The sequence below is a fragment of the Vibrio sp. RW genome (genome assembly GCF_027587105.1).
GTDB classification, from domain to species: Bacteria; Pseudomonadota; Gammaproteobacteria; order Enterobacterales; family Vibrionaceae; genus Vibrio; species Vibrio toranzoniae.
The window spans coordinates 64,970-85,189 of the sequence record NZ_JAPPTM010000014.1 but is presented as its reverse complement, the minus strand read 5'-3'; the positions used below and the strand labels follow the sequence as shown (position 1 = coordinate 85,189).

Sequence of the window (20,220 nt, the reverse complement as noted above, 5' to 3'; positions counted from 1 at the left end):
TATGACTCTCGTTGCAATGAATACCAATCGTACCTTTCCTTAATTCCAAGCGTTGATGTTTGATTCGTTAACGAGGGTTTGGAAAGCGGCCTAATGAAGTGCATAAGATTATGAACACAGAAAAAATCTCTCTGATCAAAGCAAGCATCAAAAGCATCCCTGATTACCCTAAAGCAGGTATTTTGTTCCGTGACGTAACAAGCTTGATGGAAGACCCTGCGGCTTACAAAGCGACTATTGACCTGCTAGCGGAAACATTCAAGGACATGGGCTTTACTAAAATCATTGGTACGGAAGCTCGTGGTTTCTTATTTGGTGCGCCTTTGGCTCTTGAGCTAGGTGTTGGCTTCATTCCTGTTCGTAAACCTGGCAAGCTGCCTCGTGAAACTGTGGCTCAATCTTATGAACTTGAGTACGGTACAGATACACTAGAAATCCATACCGACGCTATCGTTGAAGGCGATAAAGTGCTGATGGTTGATGATTTGTTAGCAACAGGCGGTACGATTGAAGCAACAACAAAGCTGATTCGTAGGCTCGGTGGTGTGGCAGAGCACGCTGCATTTGTTATTAACCTTCCAGAAATCGGTGGTGACAAGCGCTTAAAAGGCTTAGGTCTAGAAGTGTTTAGCATCTGCGAATTCGACGGTCACTAATCCTTTTCGGAATTATTCATGAGCTATCTTGCGTTAGCGCGAAAATGGCGACCAACCAAATTCAAAGAAGTGGTTGGTCAAGCCCATGTTTTAACAGCATTAGAGAATGCCCTTAGCCAAAATAGGTTGCATCACGCATACCTGTTCAGCGGCACACGAGGTGTCGGTAAAACGACCATCGGCCGTTTATTTGCTAAGGGTCTCAACTGTGAAACAGGCATTACCTCAACCCCTTGTGGTGAGTGTGCAACCTGTAAAGAGATTGATGAAGGTCGTTTTGTTGATCTTCTTGAAATCGATGCTGCCTCTCGAACTAAGGTAGAAGATACCCGCGAGCTTCTGGACAATGTTCAGTACAAGCCAGCACGTGGTCGCTTCAAGGTTTACCTTATCGATGAAGTACACATGCTTTCTAGGCACAGTTTTAACGCGCTTCTAAAGACCTTAGAAGAGCCGCCTGAGTATGTGAAATTTTTGCTCGCAACGACCGATCCACAGAAGCTTCCAGTGACGATTCTATCGCGTTGTCTGCAGTTCCACCTTAAGCCGATCAGTGTTGATAATATTCACGAGCAGCTTGACCACATTCTTGAACAAGAAAGTGTGGCGTCTGAGTCTCGTGCGCTTGGGATGATTGCTCATGCGGCTGACGGCAGTATGCGTGATGCTCTGAGCTTAGCGGATCAAGCTATCGCATTAGGCAACGGCAATGTTGTGACAGACACTGTGGCTCATATGCTCGGTACGCTAGACACCGACCAAGCCATTCACTTGCTAGAAGCGATCAGCAGTAAGCAGCCGCAAGTAGCAATGGCTTGCATCGAAGGTCTTGCCGAGAATGGTGTGGAATGGGATGGTTTATTGAGTCAACTTGCGACCCAGTTACATCGCCTTGCAATGTTTCAAGCATTGCCATCAACCTTAGATAAAGCACAGCCTGATGCTGAACGGATAGAACTGCTTAGCAACGCATTGAGCCCACAAGATATCCAACTGTACTATCAGATTGTGTTGAAAGGACGTCAAGACCTACCGTTATCACCCACTGCGCGTGTTGGTATTGAGATGGTGGCTTTACGTATGTTGGCGTTTAGACCTGCAGAACAAGCAATGGCAACGGCAATATCGACTCAGTCGACGAGCACTGCGCCAGTGGCAGCTCCGAGAGAGCCTCAGAGGCAACAACAGGCGCCTCAACAGCAAGCTATGCAGCCGCCACCTGTACAACAGGCTCAGCAGCAGAATTCAGCACAGTATTCCGATTCGCAAGGTTACGCTGGCCATTCAGGCAGCCAAGGTTATCCTGAGCAGGATTACTCGCACAGTCAGTATGATGCGCCACCGGCTTATGACGAACGTCCTAGCTACGGTGCAGAACCGTCTCAACAAGCGAATTATCATAATCAAGCTCCGGCTCAGCCACAAAACGCTGCTTCACCTGTTTCTTCTGCTCCGCAAGGACAATCAGAACGTCCTGCTTCGCCTGTAAGTGGTTTACGCCATCAACTGCGTTCTCAACGCAGGGGCAGCGCAGCACCAGAGAGCAAAGGTTCAGCGCCAAAAAAGGATAAAGCGACACCGGCTAAAACTTCAGTTCTTGACCGAGTTGCTCAGCAACACGGTGGCTCTGAGCGGGTGTCGCCAGCTTCTTTATCTACCTCTTCGACAGAAAAGGTAACCAATGATAATGAACCTTATCGCTGGAAACCGTCTAAACCTGTAGTGAAAGAGGTGAGCAAAGAGCTTACACCTACTCAGATCAAGCGTGCGTTAGAGCATATTAAGACACCAGAAATGGTCGAAAAATTGCTTCAAGAGTCTATTTCTCAAGATCAATGGTCCGCCACGATTCAAAAGCTAGAGACAGCCAAGCTTGTTGAACAGTTAGCATTAAACTCAGTGTTTTCTAAAAATGGAACATCAATTACTCTAACGTTAAGAGCGAGTCAGGCTCACTTGAATACGGACCGTGCGCAGAGCGAACTATTACAGTCTCTCAATGCTGTACTCGGAGAAGAGTGTCATTTGAGCGTTGAAATCGGTGAGGGTGGAGAAACGCCTCTAGAACTACGAGAAAGATTGTATCAAGGCAAGTTGAAAGACGCGTTTACCAGTTTGGAAAACGATGCCAACGTACAGTTTATCGAAAAGCGTTTTGCTGCGGAGCTCGACAGAGACAGCGTTCGTCCTATCTAGAACACTACTCGTTTAGTGACCGGCATATCATCCCAGATAAGCAAATCTGAGAACTGAACATCGAGGGGTTGAATCGCATTGTTTTAACCCCCATTTAGGCACGTATAGCTTAATTAATTTTAATAAACCAATTAGACCAGAGAGTATTAACATGTTTGGTAAAGGCGGTATGGGCAACATGATGAAGCAAGCCCAGCAAATGCAAGAGCGCATGCAAAAGCTTCAAGAAGAAATCGCAAATATGGAAGTTACAGGTGAGTCCGGTGCTGGCCTTGTAAAGGTAACGATCACTGGTAGTCACAGCGTTCGCCGTGTTGATATCGATGAAAGTTTAATGGAAGACGATAAAGAGATGCTTGAAGATCTTATCGCTGCTGCTTTCAACGATGCGGCTCGTCGTGTGGAAGAAACTCAAAAAGAGAAAATGGCTGGCGTAACTGGTGGAATGCAACTTCCACCAGGTATGAAGATGCCTTTCTAAGTAACTTATTCTTAAAGATTAATTCAAGTAATGGTTTGTTGTGAACGAACGGTTACCTGAAAATCAGAACGGTTAAATATGCGTACCAGTCACATGCTGGAGCATCTGATGGAGGCCTTACGTTGTCTACCTGGGGTTGGTCCCAAGTCGGCGCAGCGTATGGCCTTTCATTTGTTACAGCGCGATAGAAAAGGCGGCCTACAGTTGGCTGAAGCTCTTAGCCAAGCAATGACTGAAATTGGTCATTGTAATGAGTGCCGTACTTTTACCGAAGAAGATACTTGCCATATTTGTACTAATCCTAAACGTCAGGATAACGGTCAGATATGTGTAGTAGAAAGCCCTGCAGATATTGCAGCAATTGAAGCTACTGGCCAATATTCAGGTCGTTACTTTGTGTTGATGGGGCATCTTTCACCATTAGATGGTATTGGTCCAAGTGATATCGGTCTCGATGTTTTGGACTACCGCTTACGCCGTGGTGATATCTCTGAAGTAATCCTAGCGACAAACCCGACAGTTGAAGGGGAAGCAACAGCGCATTACATCGCAGAGCTGTGTAGTGCCCATGAAGTGAACGCAAGCCGTATTGCTCATGGTGTTCCCGTTGGTGGTGAACTAGAGCTGGTGGATGGCACCACGCTTTCTCACTCCTTACTCGGTCGTCATAAGATCTAAAAAAGCCGCTTGGTGAATTATCACTAAGCGGCTTTTTCTTTTACCTGAATAGGTAGAAGCGACGATTAAGACGGCGCTACGACCTAACACCACCCCCAAATGTTCCGACCATTTCTAACGTATACCTATTCATAACCATTCTTATTAATCTGGAATAGTCTCAACAAGACGTTGAGGTTTCGCAAGTTTGTGAAATCTTGGGCATATATAAGAAGAAAAGTATTGTTAGGTTATTGCTTCGAGCTCAATCAGGTTATCAAGCGCTTCTTGGTCTGTTTTACCACAGATGATAGGGCAGGCTTTGAACTGGTGACATACCTTCGGGCGTGAAGGTTGACCAAATAATTTGCATAGATCTTGCTCATTTAATTGAATGCAGCGTACGCCAGCAGGCTTACCATTAGGCATTCCAGGAATAGCAGATGTAATACTTGGAGCGATACAACAAGCTCCACAACCTAGGCGACATTCCATCAAATTAAACTCACTAAATAACAGGGGGCGCGATAGTAGCAAAAAATGATGAGAGTGACAGCTGTTGATTGAATCAAAGAATGAACAATTATTATCCTTGAACTTTTTATGGGCTAGCGGTATAACACGCACCCCAGTAAACAAGTATGAAGTAATCCTATGACGAACCCATTTTGGCAAGAAAAAACACTAGAGCAGATGACAGAGAATGAGTGGGAATCACTGTGTGACGGTTGTGGTAAGTGTTGCCTACATAAACTAATGGATGAAGATAGTGATGAAGTCTACTACACCAACGTGGCGTGTAGCTGGTTAAACGATAAAACATGTTCGTGTAAAGATTACCCGAACCGCTTCACGTCAGGTGAAGAGTGTTTGAAGCTGACTCGTGACAAGATCGATGAATTTCATTGGCTACCAGACACCTGTGCTTACCGTCTTCTATCAGAATCTAAGCCGATTCCCAAATGGCACCCATTGATCACGGGTTCTAAATCAGAGATGCATGCAGCAGGTGAAAGCGTTCGTAATCAAGTGGTATACGAAATTGATGTAGTTGATTGGGAAGACCACATCTTGAATCACCCGAATCGCTAGTTATTCTAAAAACAGCCGCTCTTGAGCGGCTGTTTTGCATTCGGTAGTAGCAAAAAAAAACAACAACTAGAATCAAAAAACGCCCCGAAGGACGCTTGCTTAAACGAGTAAAAAGTTCAGGCTAGTTTACTTGTTGTTTAATGTACTCACCCAGTTCTGAGTGGTGCATGATTTTCGAAACTGGCAGTATTTTCTCTGCTGGGCCCCAAGCAAAAACGTTCACTGGTGTGTGAGTGTGTGTGCCTGTACCCCAAACGATGTTTTGACCTGTTGCTTGTTCACGAGCAAGTAAATTGCCACGGTCGTTATAAGGGAAGAACGCATCAAAATCGTTGATAGCAGGCACTTCTTCTGCAGACAAGTATTTGTGCTGAGCCAATCGGTATGGGTTCGGCTTACTGGCTAATACGTTTTTCGCCTGTTCCGCTGTGATAGGAAACTCACTATTCTGGTTGACGATCTCAGCCAGCTTTTCAGGTGTTTGCTGCGCTTTATCCAGCTTCTGATATTCGCTGATCATGCCATAGTAGCTTTGTTTCTGATTATATAAACCATCTAGAATGTCGAATGCACCAAAGTTAAAGTTGGGTGCATAGTCGCGATCAGCGAAAGCTTCGCCAGAACGTTTCTGTGGTTTTGGTAGGTTGTCAGAAGAGTAGCTAAACCCGAAAGAACCCGTTTCGTGGTCTGCGGTCACTATCACGATCGTGTCTTCACGATCTTTTGCCCATTCATACACCGTTTGGATCGCTTCATCAAACTTGAGCAGTTCATGCAGCATAGTGCCGGCATCGTTACTATGGCCCGCCCAGTCGATTTGACCGCCTTCAACCATTAGGAAAAAGCCGTCTTCATCTTTGGATAAGACGTTGAGTGCTTTTTGTGTCATCTCTTTCAAGCTTGGCTGAGTACGGTCGCCACTTTTTTTCTTGTTGCTGTAAGCGATGCCGTCATCCATGCCTGAGTAGGCGAACAGGCCAAGTAGCTTATCGCCTTTAGCTTCTTCTAACATGCTACGGTTAAACGCCAGTTGGTAGCCGTTCTTTTCTGCTTCAGTTAGAAGGTTACGGTCGTCTTTACGTTTTGATTTTAGGTAAACATCGCCCTGAGTCAATTTCTCAAGTTGCTTGTAGGTTTCGCCTTTGTCATTGGTCGATTTTGGAATCCAGTGACGTAGCCCGCCTGAAAGCATTACATCAACGCCCGTTTCTAGCATGTCGTTAGCAATTTGGTTTTCGAGTGAACGGTGAGGTTGGTGAGCCGCAAAAGAAGCGGGTGTCGCGTGAGTTAAACGCGTGTCGGACACTAGGCCAGTTGCTTTGCCTGCTTTTTTGGCTTTCTCAAGTACCGTCTCGACATGATTGCCTTGCGAGTCAATGCCAATCACTTCTGAACCACTATAGATACCCGTTGCAAGCATGGTTGCAGAACAAGCGGAATCTACCACAATCGCATCTTCTGGGTGAGTCAGGGATGAACCAATGACCCCTTCTTGAGCTAATTGGTAAAGGGCGGTTTTATTCCCTTTATAAATGGAATTTGGCGCCTGGTTTGCGTAGGTTTCCAATAAGCCAACTTGCTGAGGTCCCATACCATCACCAATCATCAGAATGACGTTTTTGATTTCTGCTGAAAGTACGTTGAATGAGAGTGTTGAGGTTGCCACTGCGGCAATGATTGGTTTAATAATGTGCTTCATTAGTTGTCCCTTTTCATATAAGCCGGATGATTAGAACATCAAAACATGTCAAAGTCGTTTCACATTTGTTTCATAATTATAAATTTGAGTAATAACTCAAAGTTCTGAGAGAACATAAAAAAAGACTCACGTTTCGGTGAGCCTTTTGCTTACTTAGGAGTGTCCAAGTAAATGGACGACGTTATGGCTAATGTTAAGCAAGTGGTAGTTGCGTAACCACTTGATTGAATGCAATTCGAGCATTCTGAGCTTGCTCAGATAACTCGATCTTCTTAGCTTGTGCGGTACTTAGATTACTCTCGGCCTGCTCAAGTGCTTGTTGCAGATTCTCTGGTAATTCGTGAGTTTCCATTTGTGAACCTTGTTCTAACACATAAGCGCGAATTTCTTTCTTCACTGTAGCAAGTTCTTTGTATGCAATACGCTCCAGTTCAGCGGCATCTTGTGCTGCATCTCTTTCTTTCTCAAACTGAGCGAGTGCCATACCTTCTGCAGACCATGGATCCATGTCTGGCAACTCTTCGATGTTAATCGTTGGTTCGATGTACGCATCTTGGTGGCGCAGGTCGAGGTGAGTCGCACGAACTGCTGAGATCATCAGCATCACAGAAATAACAAGCAACGGTAAACCACCGACAATTGCCGCGGTTTGTAGTGTACTTAAACCACCTAAGAACATCAGAATCGTTGGTAAGAACGACAGAGTGAATGCCCAGAACATACGGTTCCAACGCATTGGTTCTTCAGTCACATTGTTTTGAACCACAGACGCAAGGATGTATGAGATAGAGTCAAACGTCGTTGCTGTAAAGATGATACAAAGCAGAGTGAATACCGCGATAACTAGAGTGCTCATCGGCAGTTGCGCTAGCATCGAGAAAATGGCCTTAGTTGCGCCTTCGGCATTCAGGATAGCAACCACATCGAGTTCACCGGAAAGTTGTAGTGATAATCCGTAGTTACCTAGGATCATGAAGAACAAGAAACACCCTAGTGAACCGAAGAAGATAGAACCTGACACCATTTGTTTGATGGTTCTGCCGCGAGAGATACGCGCAACAAACAGACCCATACTCGGTGCAAATACTAACCACCATGCCCAGTAAAAAATGGTCCAGTCTTGTGGGAAGTGGGTGTTTTCAAAGGTACCGTAACCTCCAAATGGTTCTGCCCATGTCGCCATCACGAAGAAGTTAGACAGTAGGCGACCAATTGAATCTAAACCAGTTTCAAGCATGAAGATGGTTGGACCCGCAATCAACACGAAAACCAGTAGACCCATCGCACCCCAGAAATTGATATTACTTAGAATCTTGATGCCTTTTTCTAATCCTGCATAAGATGAGTAAGCAAAAATCGCAGTACACACTAAAAGCACCATCACTTGCGTTAGGTTATTTTTAGGTAGACCAAATAGGTGGTTCAGACCTTCAGTAATAAGAGGGGCTGCTAAACCTAATGTTGTCGCCGCACCGCCAAGTAGGCCGAAAATGAATAGGATATCGACGATTTTTCCAGGTACGCCTTTACTGCGGTGCTCACCAAGAACAGGCATCAGCGCACTAGAGATCTTTAGAACGGGCTGTTTACGAACATAGAAAAAGTAAGCAATAGGAATTGCAGGGATTAGATAGATAGACCAAGCAATAGGTCCCCAGTGGAACAAACCGTAAGTTGCTGCCCAGCGAACCGCCTCTTCGCTGCCCGGCTCTAGTTGGAAAGGAGGTGATTGGTAGTAGTAAGCCCACTCAATACAGCCCCAGTACAGGATACTTGCACCGATACCACCACAAAATAGCATTGCAGCCCATGATGCTGTTTTGAATTCAGGCTCTTCATCAGCTTCTCCTAGTTTGATTTGTCCCATATCACTGAAGACAACGTAAACCATAAATGCGCAGGCAGCGAGACCTAAAGCAAGATAGAGAAATCCAAGCTGATCTGTCATGAATGTTTTTGCAACCGCAATCCAGTCTGCGCCCTGAGTCGGGAACAAAATGAGCGGGAAAACTATCGTGAGTAGGAGTGCAATTGCACCAAAGAAGGTTGGCTTATCAATAAGCTCAAAAGCGTTTTTCACGAGCATAATTCCATTAAAATGAGAGAGGAATTATGGAGTGAACTCATTTTTTAGGGCAAATCGAATCTATTGTCGTAACAACAAATAGATTTAATTCATGAGGGGAGGGCGTTAAACCAGAGCGAGAAGGATCCCACCAACGGTTGCCGCTGCGGACAGGTATTGCCCTGCAGAATAAGAACCATCGTCCTCTTCTTCAATCTTATCTGGGTGATCCATACCTAAAGCGCCATGAGCAAATGACTCAACCTTATCGGTAACGGTCGCGTTTTCAGCTTCGACCTTTTTGGCTTCTTTATCGATCTCTTTAAGGACAGATAATAGGGCTTTGCCTTCATCAGAAAGCTTCACGGTATTTTGCTCAACCTTAAGAGGTGCAGGCTTTTCAGCTTCATTGCTTTTAGCTTGTGCGCTCATTTGCGAAGGTGAATACAGCTGAGTGTTACTCGTTCCTACTGGCGTCATATCGCTCTCCTTACCTATCCTTAAATATAGTATCGGCAGAGGTGTGAAAAACTTGTGCAATTAATCATCGATAGTGATGCTTTTTATTCGCACATTACATTTTCTTCTGCTTAATCAAAACCGCTTGGTAATTAAGCAATTCCTATGCCGATATTAATATTTAACTTAGAGCGCTATTGAACAAACTTTTAGCGTGCCAGACTTCTAGGTTACCAGGTTTCTCGCTTATCAGACTTCAACTTAAATAAAGCTTAAGGCTGGATTGCGAATGTATTTAGTCGCACTTGAGATCAGAACCGCGTTTAGATAGGTGCTTGTATGCCTTCATTCGGTTCTCTTTTTGAACAAAGCGAGCGGGAGGCGAAAGTACTTTTAGTTGGTAGTCGCTCGTATCCGCTGATAACTCTTCAATAGGGCTGATAACGACCACTTTCAAATCAGGGTTACGACGTAGAATCGATACTGCCGTCCCTAAACCACCCTCGGTGTGGAACTTGCCAGCCACATGAATTACTTGTTTATTCGGATTCGACGCTAGGTAATCCACAATCGACTCTGCCATGGTTTCGTCCCACGTTACCTGAGCGGCAAACTGCTTTTCTGTTTGCTCTGGGGTGCCGTGATGCATCGAAGCCATGAACTTTTCTTTGTAAGGGCTATCACCAGTATCCACTTCGGCAGCAATCCATTGGCGTTGCTCGGTCGATAACTGGTCTAGGTAAGACAATCCTTTACGGCCAATACACTGAACAAATGGCTTTGGTGCATTTGCCGCAATAACATCGACGTCGTTGGCTTTTGCGAACTCAACTAACGCGCGGTAATCACTTTCGTAATTTGGCCAAGCTGCCGCTTGAGACATGAGAGTTTGTTCACCAATTTTACCGCTTAAGTATTGGTCGAGTGTGGTTTGGTGTTCTCGAGTGAACTGTTCCATTGAAAGCGCAATGTTTGATGTGGCGTTGCGGCGCGCTTTTAAGAAGTCGGTTTGAAAGCGATGGATTGCCGAGTGAGTGTGCCATTCACCAATAAGAACCACATCAGCGTCAATCAACTGCTCAGGTAAAGCATTGAGAGAAAGCGTTTCACCTTGTGGAGAAGCAAGCTGGTAATCATAGAATGTGGAAATGGTTTCCGTTTGCGTGTTAGCCACTTTTTGAGAAGTGCTGTTTGAAGGTTGATTAGCACAAGCCGTGAGCAGGGTAGCTAATCCGATAAGAATAATACGTTGCATGAAATGCCTCCTTGAAGAACACGCATACTAAAGGAGGCAAGATGAGATTTCAATGCAAACGATAATCAATATCAATTAAATGTGTTTGCGATACACTCTTAGCATAAAGTCTGCTTCACAGTTGAATTGCTCAGCTTCGGTGAGTTGTTGTTTAAATTCCTCAGTCGCTTTCCAAGCAAACGGCGTCATCTGTAGCAGGTCGAATGCATCTGATCCCGATAGTTCCATTACATAGTTTAGTTGCTCTTGGTGCTCAAGCGTAAAACCTTCGATCACTTCTGGATCTTCGTCATGCAAGCGAACACCATCATAAATCGCATCACGCAGTTGGTATAAGTGTCGACTGGCTGGTGTCACAGTGATCACGACGCCATTATCTTTGATGGTACGTTGCAGCTCTTCAGCCTTACATGGCGCGTAAATGCGCAGAATGCCATCTAAGCTGTTTTCAGCAAAGGGGAGACGATGACTAGAAGCAACAGAAAAGTCGACAGCAGGGTAGCGCTTAGCGGCGTATTTGATAGCAATCTTTGAAATATCTAGGCCAAAAATAGCGCTGTTTTTATTTTGAAGATTCAACGCGATTTCGTTGGTGTAATACCCTTCGCCACAGCCAATATCCAACAGGCTAGGATCAGAGTCTGGCAGGTAGCTTGAGCATAAGCCGATTACCGCTTGGCGCATTGGGTGGTAATGGTTGCCTTCCAGGAAGCGACGACGTGCCTGCATCATCTCTTTATTGTCACCTGGATCTTTTGAGCGTTTGTGGTGTGCTGGCATCAAATTGACATAGCCTTCTTTCGCTAGGTCGAACTGATGGTTCTTTTCACACTTAAACGTACAATCGTGTTGAGACAAAGGTTGGTGACACAAAGGGCATTGGTAAGTCATGACGCTCTCAGGGGCATAGAGTTGGGCGCAAATTCTACCAAAAAGGTCTGCATCAGGCTAAATAAAAAGACGAAAACATTCGCTCTTAGAGTGATGAGTTTAAGTACTATTTCAATCAAAATCATAGCATTAGGTTTAGATCACGTTTATCTGATTTTTTTATGGGTATCGTTCCCTCCTTCCTACTGTTTAATTAGAAGCTGATATGACAAAGAAAATCATCTTAGACACAGATCCGGGCATCGATGATGCAATGGCAATCCTATTTGCAGAAGCGCACCCGGATATTGACCTGATGGGCATCACCACGGTTTATGGTAATGCGACGATAGACAACGGTACTCGGAATGCTCTCTATTTGAAGCAGAGATTTGGTATGAACGCGCTCGTGGCTAAGGGGACGGATAAACCCTTAATCAGAGATCCCGTTGGAGCCACGGTTGTTGTGCATGGCGAGGAAGGTTTTGGTGATGTAAAAGCGCCAAGTTCGTTAGATGTCACAGCGATTGATAAGCCAGCTTATCAGTTCATTGTCGACAGTGTTAGAGCTGAACCGGGAGAGGTTACTCTTGTGGCGGTTGGCCCTCTTACTAACCTCGCACTCGCTCTGGAAGCCGACCCAGAAATTGTCGATTTGGTAAAAGAAGTGGTCGTTATGGGAGGCGCGTTCGGTGAAAATGACCATAGAGGTAATGTGACTCCATTTGCTGAAGCGAATATCCATGATGACCCTCATGCAGCCGACAAGGTATTTACTGCCTCATGGCCTGTTGTGATTATCGGTCTTGATGTTACTGAGGAGAGCTTTTTTACTCGCCAATACCTAGATGATTTGCGAGACGAAGCTGGGGAGGTTGGACAGTTCATCTGGGATGTCAGCCGTTACTACTTAAAGTTCTATTCCGAAAAAGTAGGCATGGAAGGGTGTCATGTTCATGACCCTTCAGCGATTGCTTATGTTATACAACCATCTCTGTTTACCTGTCGTAGTGGCTCGGTCAGAGTCGTGACTGATGGCCCAGCTGAAGGGATGACAATTCAGAAAGGTGACCAACGTAAATATATGAATGATGAGTGGAGCCCGTTCCCTGCTCAAAAAGTCGGCGTTAAAGTGGACGACAATGCGTTACTGTCACTCTATCGAGAAACTTTAGTTCACTATTCACAGCAGTAAAGCTAATTGATAGCCATCATAGTATTGTCAATAAGTCGCTTAAAAAAGTAGCTGTAAAAAAGGCCGGATGAGCCGGCCTTTAAATATTCTTATTGAGTCGCTTACTGAGCGGCAATCACCGTAATCAGTTGGTGATTTTCGCCAGGCTGTAGCGTTTTTCCTGCTTCTAGGCTTGGTGCATGCAGTGTTGATTCTACGCACAGCATGGTTAGGTAACCGTCGTCTTGCATGTCGCCCATACTTGCAGCGCCTTCAGCCCAAGGGTTCCATAGTACGGCAGAGTTATGACCGTGGTTTTCAACTGTTAGCGTGCGATCCTGCTTCTTGTCAGCAATATAGATTTGCGCTTCTGGTTGTGTGTAAACACGGTCAATCGTGTCGGTCAGTACCAGTTCAGATCCACCTTGGCAGATCTTGTCACCTTGCAAGCTATCAATGTACTCAGCGCCCATACCAGTGGTCGTTGTGCTGTGGATATCGCCAACATTTAGGTAAGTGTGCAGCGCGCCAGAGAAAGTCCATGGCTGCGAATCAGTGTTCTTCACATCCAAAGTTACTTTCAGCTCATCGCTAATCTCAACATTTAGACGTGCATCAAACTGATGGGGCCATACTGCCAGCGTCTCTTCGTTTGGCTTTAGACCTAAGCTTACTATCACACCCGCTTCGCTTTCACGATGCTCAACCAATTGCCACTCACTTGAACGAGCAAAGCCATGAGCAGGTGCTGCAATGCGACCAAACCAAGGCCAACATACCGGAATACCGCCACGTAGAGCCGTTTTTCCGTCGAATTTAGCTTGTTGGCTCATCCAAACCAGGTCTTCTTGACCTTGTGGCTGGAATGACACGACATGACCGCCAAACAACGAAATCGCAGCGTTTGCTTTATCGTGGATAACGCGAACCAGTTTTACACCTTCGTGTTCAACGATAGTGACGTTATCAGAAAGTACCGCTAGTGCAGGTAGAGTAGATAAATCCATTACATGATCCTTCTAAGGAAATTGAATTCAAATGCTGACTAGAGTGATGCTTGATTTTTCATGAGTAACAAGCAGAGTAAGTATTAGAATTGAATTTTGCGTTTGGGCTATCTTGATGAGTTTAGATAGATGCGGTTTAAAAGATAGCAGGTATTAAAAAGGCAACACTAAGGTCGCCTTTTTCAAAGTCTGCTCAAAACAGTCTTCGCTAATGCTTATCTAAAGCGATTTCTAAAAAGAAATTACTTAGAGATGTGAGCGATTAGGTCTAGAACTTTGTTTGAGTAACCGATTTCGTTGTCGTACCAAGATACAACTTTAACGAATTTGTCAGTTAGAGCAACACCAGCTTTAGCATCGAATACTGAAGTTTGAACTTCACCGATGAAATCTTGTGATACTACTTGGTCTTCAGTGTAACCTAGAACGCCAGCCATTTCGCCTTCAGAAGCTTCTTTCATTGCAGCACAAATTTCTTCGTAAGATGCAGCTTCTTTTAGGTTAACAGTTAGGTCAACTACAGATACGTTAGCAGTTGGTACACGGAAAGCCATACCAGTTAGAAGGCCGTTTAGTTCAGGAAGAACAACGCCTACAGCTTTAGCAGCACCAGTTGAAGATGGGATGATGTTTTGAGAAGCACCACGGCCACCGCGCCAGTCTTTAGCAGAAGGGCCATCTACAGTTTTTTGAGTTGCTGTAGTAGCGTGAACTGTAGTCATAAGACCAGACTCAATGCCCCACTTATCGTTAAGTACTTTAGCGATAGGTGCAAGACAGTTAGTCGTACAAGAAGCGTTAGAAACGATGTCTTGACCTGCGTAAGATGCTTGGTTAACGCCCATTACGAACATTGGAGTTGCATCTTTAGAAGGACCAGTAAGAACAACTTTCTTAGCACCAGCAGTGATGTGCTTACGTGCAGTCTCGTCAGTTAGGAAAAGACCAGTTGCTTCAGCAACTACGTCTACGTCGATAGCATCCCACTTAAGATCTTCTGGGTTACGTTCAGCTGTAACACGTACAGTTTTACCGTTAACGATTAGGTTACCGCCTTCAACTTCAACAGTACCGTTGAAACGGCCGTGAGTTGAGTCGTACTTAAGCATGTATGCCATGTACTCTACGTCGATTAGATCGTTAATACCTACTACTTCGATGTCTGCACGCTCTTGAGCTGCGCGGAATACGAAACGGCCGATACGGCCAAAACCGTTAATACCTACTTTGATAGTCATTGTAGTTGCTCCACAACTTAATTTCTGATTAAAGATAACTGGTAGTAAAATTACAGAATCCAGTATACATCTGCAATAGATAATCCGACTTAACTTGTTTAAAGTCAAAAAAAAGCGCCGCTTTTCTTAACAATTGGGTGTAAGTGGTTGAAAATTGACCATTGCGAATGGCTCTGTACCCTTCCAGTTGGGTAAAATACCCCTAAATGATGATTCATTTATGAGTGTATATGTACAATGTTTTCTAGTGAGAAAGTATGTGCTACAAAATGACTTACATGCAAGCCTTTATAGAAAAAAGTAAATATAATAAATGAGAATGTGGAGATATATTAACGTGATTCAAAAGGAAGAAAATATGATAAAGCCTGATGAATACTGGCGTGAGCGCCTATCAGACGACGAGTTTGCAGTGTGTCGTCAACGTGGTACTGAAGCACCATATAGCGGTAAGTTACTACACAACCAAGAGATGGGGATCTATAGTTGTACATGCTGCGAAAGCCCTTTGTTTCTGTCGGATAACAAATACGACTCTGGGTGCGGTTGGCCTAGTTTTGATGCCCCTGTGACGGATGAAGCCGTACGCTATATAGAAGATCTAAGTCACGGAATGAAACGTGTAGAGATCCGTTGTACTGCTTGTGATAGCCATTTAGGTCACGTTTTCCCTGATGGTCCGAAGACAACCGGTGAGCGATTTTGTGTTAATTCGGTGTCGTTAATTTTCAACAAAAATGACAAAAATACGAAATAACTTGTCACTATTGTTTAATCCTTACAGATCGCATTTGTCGATTAAGGAACCTTGAACGACTCATATTACAGAGTTAACTCTAGTACAAATAAAAACAGCTACCATCATGGTAGCTGTTTTTATTTTTAATATGTGGGAACGGCAAGCTCAATAATTTGGGATTACGGAAGAGCTGTAAACTCCATCTTCAATGGCTTCGACAATTTTATCAGCGTCTTTGTTTAACTGTTTGTATTTTGGCTTGGCGAAACGATAAAGAACAGCCAACTCCGCTTCAGATGCTATCGGTACATTAAATTCTTTAGCTACCATTGCCCACACGTACGCTTTTTCCATGTGACCTAGACTGTGGTTGATGCTGGCCATAGACTTGAAGATTTCAGTATTAACGATTGAACCATTAGATAATGTCAGGGCATTATTGAGCAATTTTAACGTTTTAGCATGATCTCTCGTGGTATAGAAAGTCGCTAAGGCATATTGCATTTCTGCGGTATTTAAGGCTTCTTTTCCTTCTAACTGTAAGAAACTGCGCCTTGCACTGATGTCGCCAGTTTGTGACCACAAAAAGTAGAGTGTTTCAGGCGTGTTTGATTGAGCGAGTTCTTCAACAATGCGTTCAGACTCTTCAATGCTGTGCATTAAAGAAGTAAAGCGGCGTTCTTGAAGTTTGGATTGGTCAATCGTCTCGATCTGTGCGGCAAGCTCTAGGCATTTCTTATAGGCAGTGACCAGTTTAAATTCTTTAATCTTATTGGTTTCGGTTGGTTGTTTTTGGACTTCAAATCGATGCCATATAAGGTCGGTACGCGCAACGCGACATTGACCGTCATTCATGTTCAATTGCTCACACTGTAACGCCGGGTTGCTTTGGCACAACTGATCGGTGTTTTTGTTCCCTTCAAGACACCCAACTAAAGTGAGAGGCAATATGCCAACCGCCAACCATTTCATAATTTTCATATTCCTTCACTTGTGATCAAATACACTTATTTTCGGTCAGGTTCTTGACTCAATTCTGTTACGGGTTATTTTCTGGTGAAAATTGTTAAAACTAAGGCCTTTACCATGGATGCAGAACAACTTCTTAGCGCAATGACTCCCGAAGTCTACGAACGTTTAACTTACGCTGTTGAAACGGGTAAATGGCCAGAAGGTACGGTGCTCTCAAAAGAACAGCGCGATTCGTGTATGCAAGCGGTTATGTTATACCAATCTAAACATAACTCTGAAGCTCAACATATGACAATTGCAGCTGGCGGTGAGATGAGTTTTAAATCTAAGTCTGAACTAAAGAAACAGTTTAAATCAGACCAAGAAGATATTGTTAGGGTTAACCCAAATCATTAATCTTAAATTACAACAAAGGGGTGGCACTGTGCCATCCCTTTTATTGTTAAGTTGTTTATTTGTAAGCAATAAAACGACTTAGTTCACGTTAAAATCTTTTGATTATCGTGAAGAGACAGGATTCACATCAAGGTCTTGGATCAACGAACAGTTAACAATCTTATAAGTTCATCTCACCACGTAACACTTGTTGCATCTGAGTCTTCACTTCTTCGTAGCTCAAGTTTTGGCTTAGTAGATAGTGTAACTTCGCTAGTGCCGCTTCTGGGGTCATATCGTAACCACTGATTACACCTGCTTCCGCTAAGGCACAGCCTGTTGCGTAACCCCCCATGTTGACTTTACCCGCCAAGCATTGAGTTAAGTTCACCACAATGACACCTCGCTCTGAGGCCTCTTTTAGGTGCTGAAGCAGTTCGGGGTTTTGTGGGGCGTTGCCTACACCAAAAGTAAGCAGAATCATTGCGTTAACAGGCTGTAGTAACGTGTTACGGATCACTTCGTGTGAGATGCCTGGGTACATAGTGATGACGCCGATAGGTTGCGGAGTAATGTTATGAACCTTGAAAGCACCTTCCGGTTGTTCGTTTACCTTTACGTTATTGCTAAGTTGGATGTTGATACCCGCTTCTAGCAATGGGGTCAGGTTTGGGGAGGTAAACGCATTGAAGCCATCAGCGTGTGATTTGGTGCTGCGGTTGCCACGCATCAATTTGTTGTTGAAGAACAGTGTCACTTCGTTGATAGGGTAGTTCGCCGCGATGTGCAGTGCGTTCAGTAGGTTTGCTTGTCCGTCTGAACGTAGTTCTGCGAGTGGAATCTGAGATCCCGTTACAATCACAGGCTTGCCTAGGTTTTCTAACATGAACGACAGCGCAGATGCGGTGTAAGCCATAGTGTCTGTGCCATGCAGGATAACGAAACCATCGTATTTATCGTAGTTCGCCCGGATATCATCAGCGATAGTCTGCCAATCAAGCGGCGTCATATCTGAAGAGTCCATTAACGGAGAGTATTCATGAATGGTGTACTCAGGCATCTCTGGGCGATGGAATTCAGGCATGCCTGCTAGCTGCTTGTCCATGAAACCTGCGACTGGGACATAACCGTGATCAACAGACTTCTGCATGCCAATTGTGCCGCCAGTGTACGCGATATAGATGTGTTTTCTTTCCATAGCGATTAATACTTAGTGTGATGTAGGGAACAGGGGGGCGATTATAGCGAATTATCATGCAATAAAAAGAGGCACCTAACACAGAGGCGCCTCTTGGTTATTGGTTTAGCTTATTGAACTTGGCAGTTTAAGCAAAAAGCATAACGGCCTTGTGGGTCGTTAAAGCTGCCTAACAGTTGGCTATCTTGAGCTAACTGCTGAGTAACTGGTTGTAAACTGCTTGGTATCATGGATTGAATATCAAGACCAATCGACATCTGAACTTGATTCATGAATTCTTGAATAAATTGTTCAGTTGCTGAAAGAGGCTCTTCTACCCAGTAAATGTTGTAGGTCTCTAACTCGGCAAGTGAAGCTGCCGCTGCAATCGCATCATCAAAATCACCAATTTCATCGACTAGGCCTCTCTGCATCGCATCTTGACCTGTCCATACTCGACCTTGAGCGATCTCGTCGACGGAACCAATGTCCATGCCGCGATTTTCTCCAACCAAGCTGATGAAACGGCGGTAACCATTTTCAATGCCCATTTGGAAAGCGTCTTTAGCACCATCACTTAGTCCTGTCGTAATACCCAGATTGGAGAAGGGTGATGTACCAACGCCATCAGTGTAAACACCAATGTCATTTAGTCCTTTTTCGAAGGTCGTGATAACGCTGAAGATGCCAATCGAGCCCGTTAGTGTGGTTGGTTGAGCTAAGATTTTGTCCGCGCTCATAGAGATCCAATAACCACCAGAAGCGGCAAGACTAGACATAGACACGACAACAGGTTTGCCTGCTTGTTTGATTGCTTCTATTTCATTACGTATTACTTCTGAAGCAAATGCGCTGCCACCGGGGCTGTCTACTCGAAGTACGACGGCTTTCACTTTGTCGTCGTTACGAGCTTGGCGAAGTAGTGCGGCAGTCGTGTCCCCACCAACCGTACCACGTGGTTGCTTACCATCCATAATGGCACCACTGGCAACAATTACAGCAACATCATGCGATTCACTTGTTAGGTCTGGAAGCATCGTTGCACGGTATTCGTAGTAGCCAAGCGCGTTGTAGCTGTCTTGACCGTCGCTGCCAAACACGTCTGCAAGTTTGAGTCGTACTTGCTGGCGAGTCGCTAGCTCATCAATTAAGCCAAGCTTTTCTGCTAGTTTTGCGATATCACCGTCTACTGACTCAAGGTCTTCCAAGAATGATTCCATGCTTGGGTTTAGAGTTTTAACATCTATTTGGCGATTGTTGGTCACGTCATCGACGTACGCACCCCATAGTTGGCCTAACCAACGTGACGCTGACTCTTTGGAAGCATCTGACATGTCGTCACGAATAAAAGGTTCGATTGCAGACTTGTAAGTGCCTACTCGGAACACATGGGTGTTCACGTCTAGCTTTTCTAATAAGGTTTTGTAATAAAGTGAGTAAGCGCTGTAGCCTTTAAGAAGGACACCACCATCTGGCGACAAGAATACTTTAGTCGCGTAGCTCGCTAGGTAGTATTGGCTCTGGTTGTAAAAGTCACCTACCGCATAAATCGGCTTACCAGCTGCTTTGAACTCGTTCAGTGCCTTAGCAATGTAACGAAGCTTGGTTAGATTGGTTTCTGGTAGCTCTTTAAGCGCTAATACAATGCCCGTTACGTTTTCATCGTCTTTGGCGTAGCGAATCGTTTCAACAATATCAAACAGTACGTTTTCTTTCGGAAAGTCTTTACCAAGCAATGACCCTGTTACGGAGTCCATCGGGTTGATATAACGGCTTTGTTCTACAATTGGACCCGATAGGTTAAGTACTAAAGCCGATTGTTGTGGAACGACCGGCTTAGTCGTAGTCGAGTGGAAGTATACAAAGTAAATGATGGCGATACTGAGTAAAAAGATGATGTTAACAAGCGCAAGACGTACAAACGTAATGAGCTTCCAAATCCCTTTAAAAATCATACCGATAAATTTGAATATTTTTTTCATTCTTTCTCCACGGTGAGATAACGTTGCCTGAACAAGCCGTAAACCATTAATCTCATAATATTAAGCTGCTTAGTATCCTACGATAATTCCCAAGCTCAAACTACACCAAGAATAGTTTATCGATAT

Annotated in this window: 19 protein-coding genes; 8 read left to right on the top strand and 11 right to left on the bottom strand. The window is 44.5% G+C overall.

Translation table 11 applies throughout. From position 1 onward, the window contains the following. The first annotated feature begins 110 nt into the window (after nt 1-110). From apt to recR, 4 genes are all read left to right on the top strand, one after another. Nucleotides 111-656, top strand: a complete 546-nt coding sequence (gene apt / locus OCT63_RS13795) for an adenine phosphoribosyltransferase (RefSeq protein WP_269983894.1) — start codon at nt 111-113, stop codon at nt 654-656. An 18-nt stretch (nt 657-674) separates the two neighbouring features. Next, nucleotides 675-2,852 carry a DNA polymerase III subunit gamma/tau gene (gene dnaX / locus OCT63_RS13790; protein WP_269983893.1) on the top strand — a complete coding sequence of 726 codons (2,178 nt, stop codon included), beginning with the start codon at nt 675-677 and terminating at the stop codon, nt 2,850-2,852. A 151-nt stretch (nt 2,853-3,003) separates the two neighbouring features. Then, entirely contained in the window at nt 3,004-3,333 is a 330-nt protein-coding gene (locus OCT63_RS13785) for a YbaB/EbfC family nucleoid-associated protein (RefSeq protein WP_009848672.1), read from the top strand. A 78-nt stretch (nt 3,334-3,411) separates the two neighbouring features. Then, the gene (gene recR / locus OCT63_RS13780) at nt 3,412-4,011 is read left to right on the top strand and encodes a recombination mediator RecR (protein ID WP_029626987.1); all 600 of its coding nucleotides are present in this window, start codon (nt 3,412-3,414) and stop codon (nt 4,009-4,011) included. A gap of 225 nt (nt 4,012-4,236) precedes the next feature. Here recR and OCT63_RS13775 read toward each other — a convergent pair whose 3' ends face one another. Then, nucleotides 4,237-4,485, bottom strand: coding sequence for a YkgJ family cysteine cluster protein (locus OCT63_RS13775; protein ID WP_004734153.1), 249 nt, complete (start codon nt 4,483-4,485; stop codon nt 4,237-4,239). Between the two features lie 159 nt (nt 4,486-4,644). On the opposite strand from OCT63_RS13775, the gene OCT63_RS13770 reads away from it, so the two are divergent. Then, complete coding sequence (locus OCT63_RS13770) at nt 4,645-5,082, top strand: YcgN family cysteine cluster protein (RefSeq protein WP_046222668.1); 438 nt, start codon at nt 4,645-4,647, stop codon at nt 5,080-5,082. 121 nt (nt 5,083-5,203) lie between these two features. Here the strand turns inward: OCT63_RS13770 and OCT63_RS13765 are convergent, their stop codons facing one another. The 5 genes from OCT63_RS13765 to rlmA all read right to left on the bottom strand — a co-directional run bounded on the left by OCT63_RS13765 (nt 5,204) and on the right by rlmA (nt 11,451). Then, entirely contained in the window at nt 5,204-6,781 is a 1,578-nt protein-coding gene (locus OCT63_RS13765; protein WP_269983892.1) for an alkaline phosphatase, read from the bottom strand. Nucleotides 6,782-6,974: 193 nt separating this feature from the next. After that, nucleotides 6,975-8,861, bottom strand: coding sequence for a BCCT family transporter (locus tag OCT63_RS13760; protein WP_161672279.1), 1,887 nt, complete (start codon nt 8,859-8,861; stop codon nt 6,975-6,977). A gap of 111 nt (nt 8,862-8,972) precedes the next feature. After that, the gene (locus tag OCT63_RS13755; RefSeq protein ID WP_269983891.1) at nt 8,973-9,326 is read right to left on the bottom strand and encodes a hypothetical protein; all 354 of its coding nucleotides are present in this window, start codon (nt 9,324-9,326) and stop codon (nt 8,973-8,975) included. Nucleotides 9,327-9,600: 274 nt separating this feature from the next. Then, entirely contained in the window at nt 9,601-10,560 is a 960-nt protein-coding gene (locus OCT63_RS13750; RefSeq protein WP_060467300.1) for a ChaN family lipoprotein, read from the bottom strand. 75 nt (nt 10,561-10,635) lie between these two features. Then, nucleotides 10,636-11,451: a 23S rRNA (guanine(745)-N(1))-methyltransferase gene (gene rlmA / locus OCT63_RS13745; RefSeq protein ID WP_269983890.1), complete on the bottom strand. Its 816-nt coding sequence runs from the start codon at nt 11,449-11,451 to the stop codon at nt 10,636-10,638. Between the two features lie 205 nt (nt 11,452-11,656). On the opposite strand from rlmA, the gene OCT63_RS13740 reads away from it, so the two are divergent. Then, nucleotides 11,657-12,625 (top strand): nucleoside hydrolase, encoded by a 969-nt coding sequence (locus tag OCT63_RS13740; RefSeq protein WP_161687042.1) that lies wholly within the window; start codon nt 11,657-11,659, stop codon nt 12,623-12,625. Nucleotides 12,626-12,726: 101 nt separating this feature from the next. On the opposite strand, the gene OCT63_RS13735 is transcribed toward OCT63_RS13740, so the two are convergent. Beyond that, on the bottom strand, nt 12,727-13,611 hold the full coding sequence (locus OCT63_RS13735) for a D-hexose-6-phosphate mutarotase (RefSeq protein ID WP_269983889.1): 885 nt from the start codon (nt 13,609-13,611) through the stop codon (nt 12,727-12,729). Between the two features lie 242 nt (nt 13,612-13,853). Next, nucleotides 13,854-14,849, bottom strand: a complete 996-nt coding sequence (gap, locus tag OCT63_RS13730) for a type I glyceraldehyde-3-phosphate dehydrogenase (RefSeq protein ID WP_017059382.1) — start codon at nt 14,847-14,849, stop codon at nt 13,854-13,856. 319 nt (nt 14,850-15,168) lie between these two features. Between gap and msrB the strand changes: the two genes are divergently transcribed. Beyond that, the gene (gene msrB, locus OCT63_RS13725) at nt 15,169-15,606 is read left to right on the top strand and encodes a peptide-methionine (R)-S-oxide reductase MsrB (RefSeq protein WP_269983907.1); all 438 of its coding nucleotides are present in this window, start codon (nt 15,169-15,171) and stop codon (nt 15,604-15,606) included. 147 nt (nt 15,607-15,753) lie between these two features. Here msrB and OCT63_RS13720 read toward each other — a convergent pair whose 3' ends face one another. After that, entirely contained in the window at nt 15,754-16,560 is an 807-nt protein-coding gene (locus tag OCT63_RS13720; RefSeq protein WP_269983906.1) for a DUF2989 domain-containing protein, read from the bottom strand. Nucleotides 16,561-16,674: 114 nt separating this feature from the next. On the opposite strand from OCT63_RS13720, the gene OCT63_RS13715 reads away from it, so the two are divergent. Next, a complete protein-coding gene (locus OCT63_RS13715) occupies nt 16,675-16,956 on the top strand; it encodes a YeaC family protein (RefSeq protein WP_017056471.1) in 282 nt (93 codons plus the stop codon). Between the two features lie 160 nt (nt 16,957-17,116). Here the strand turns inward: OCT63_RS13715 and ansA are convergent, their stop codons facing one another. Further along, on the bottom strand, nt 17,117-18,133 hold the full coding sequence (gene ansA, locus OCT63_RS13710; RefSeq protein ID WP_269983888.1) for an asparaginase: 1,017 nt from the start codon (nt 18,131-18,133) through the stop codon (nt 17,117-17,119). A 110-nt stretch (nt 18,134-18,243) separates the two neighbouring features. After that, nucleotides 18,244-20,094, bottom strand: coding sequence for a signal peptide peptidase SppA (gene sppA, locus OCT63_RS13705; RefSeq protein WP_269983887.1), 1,851 nt, complete (start codon nt 20,092-20,094; stop codon nt 18,244-18,246). Nucleotides 20,095-20,220: the final 126 nt, after the last annotated feature.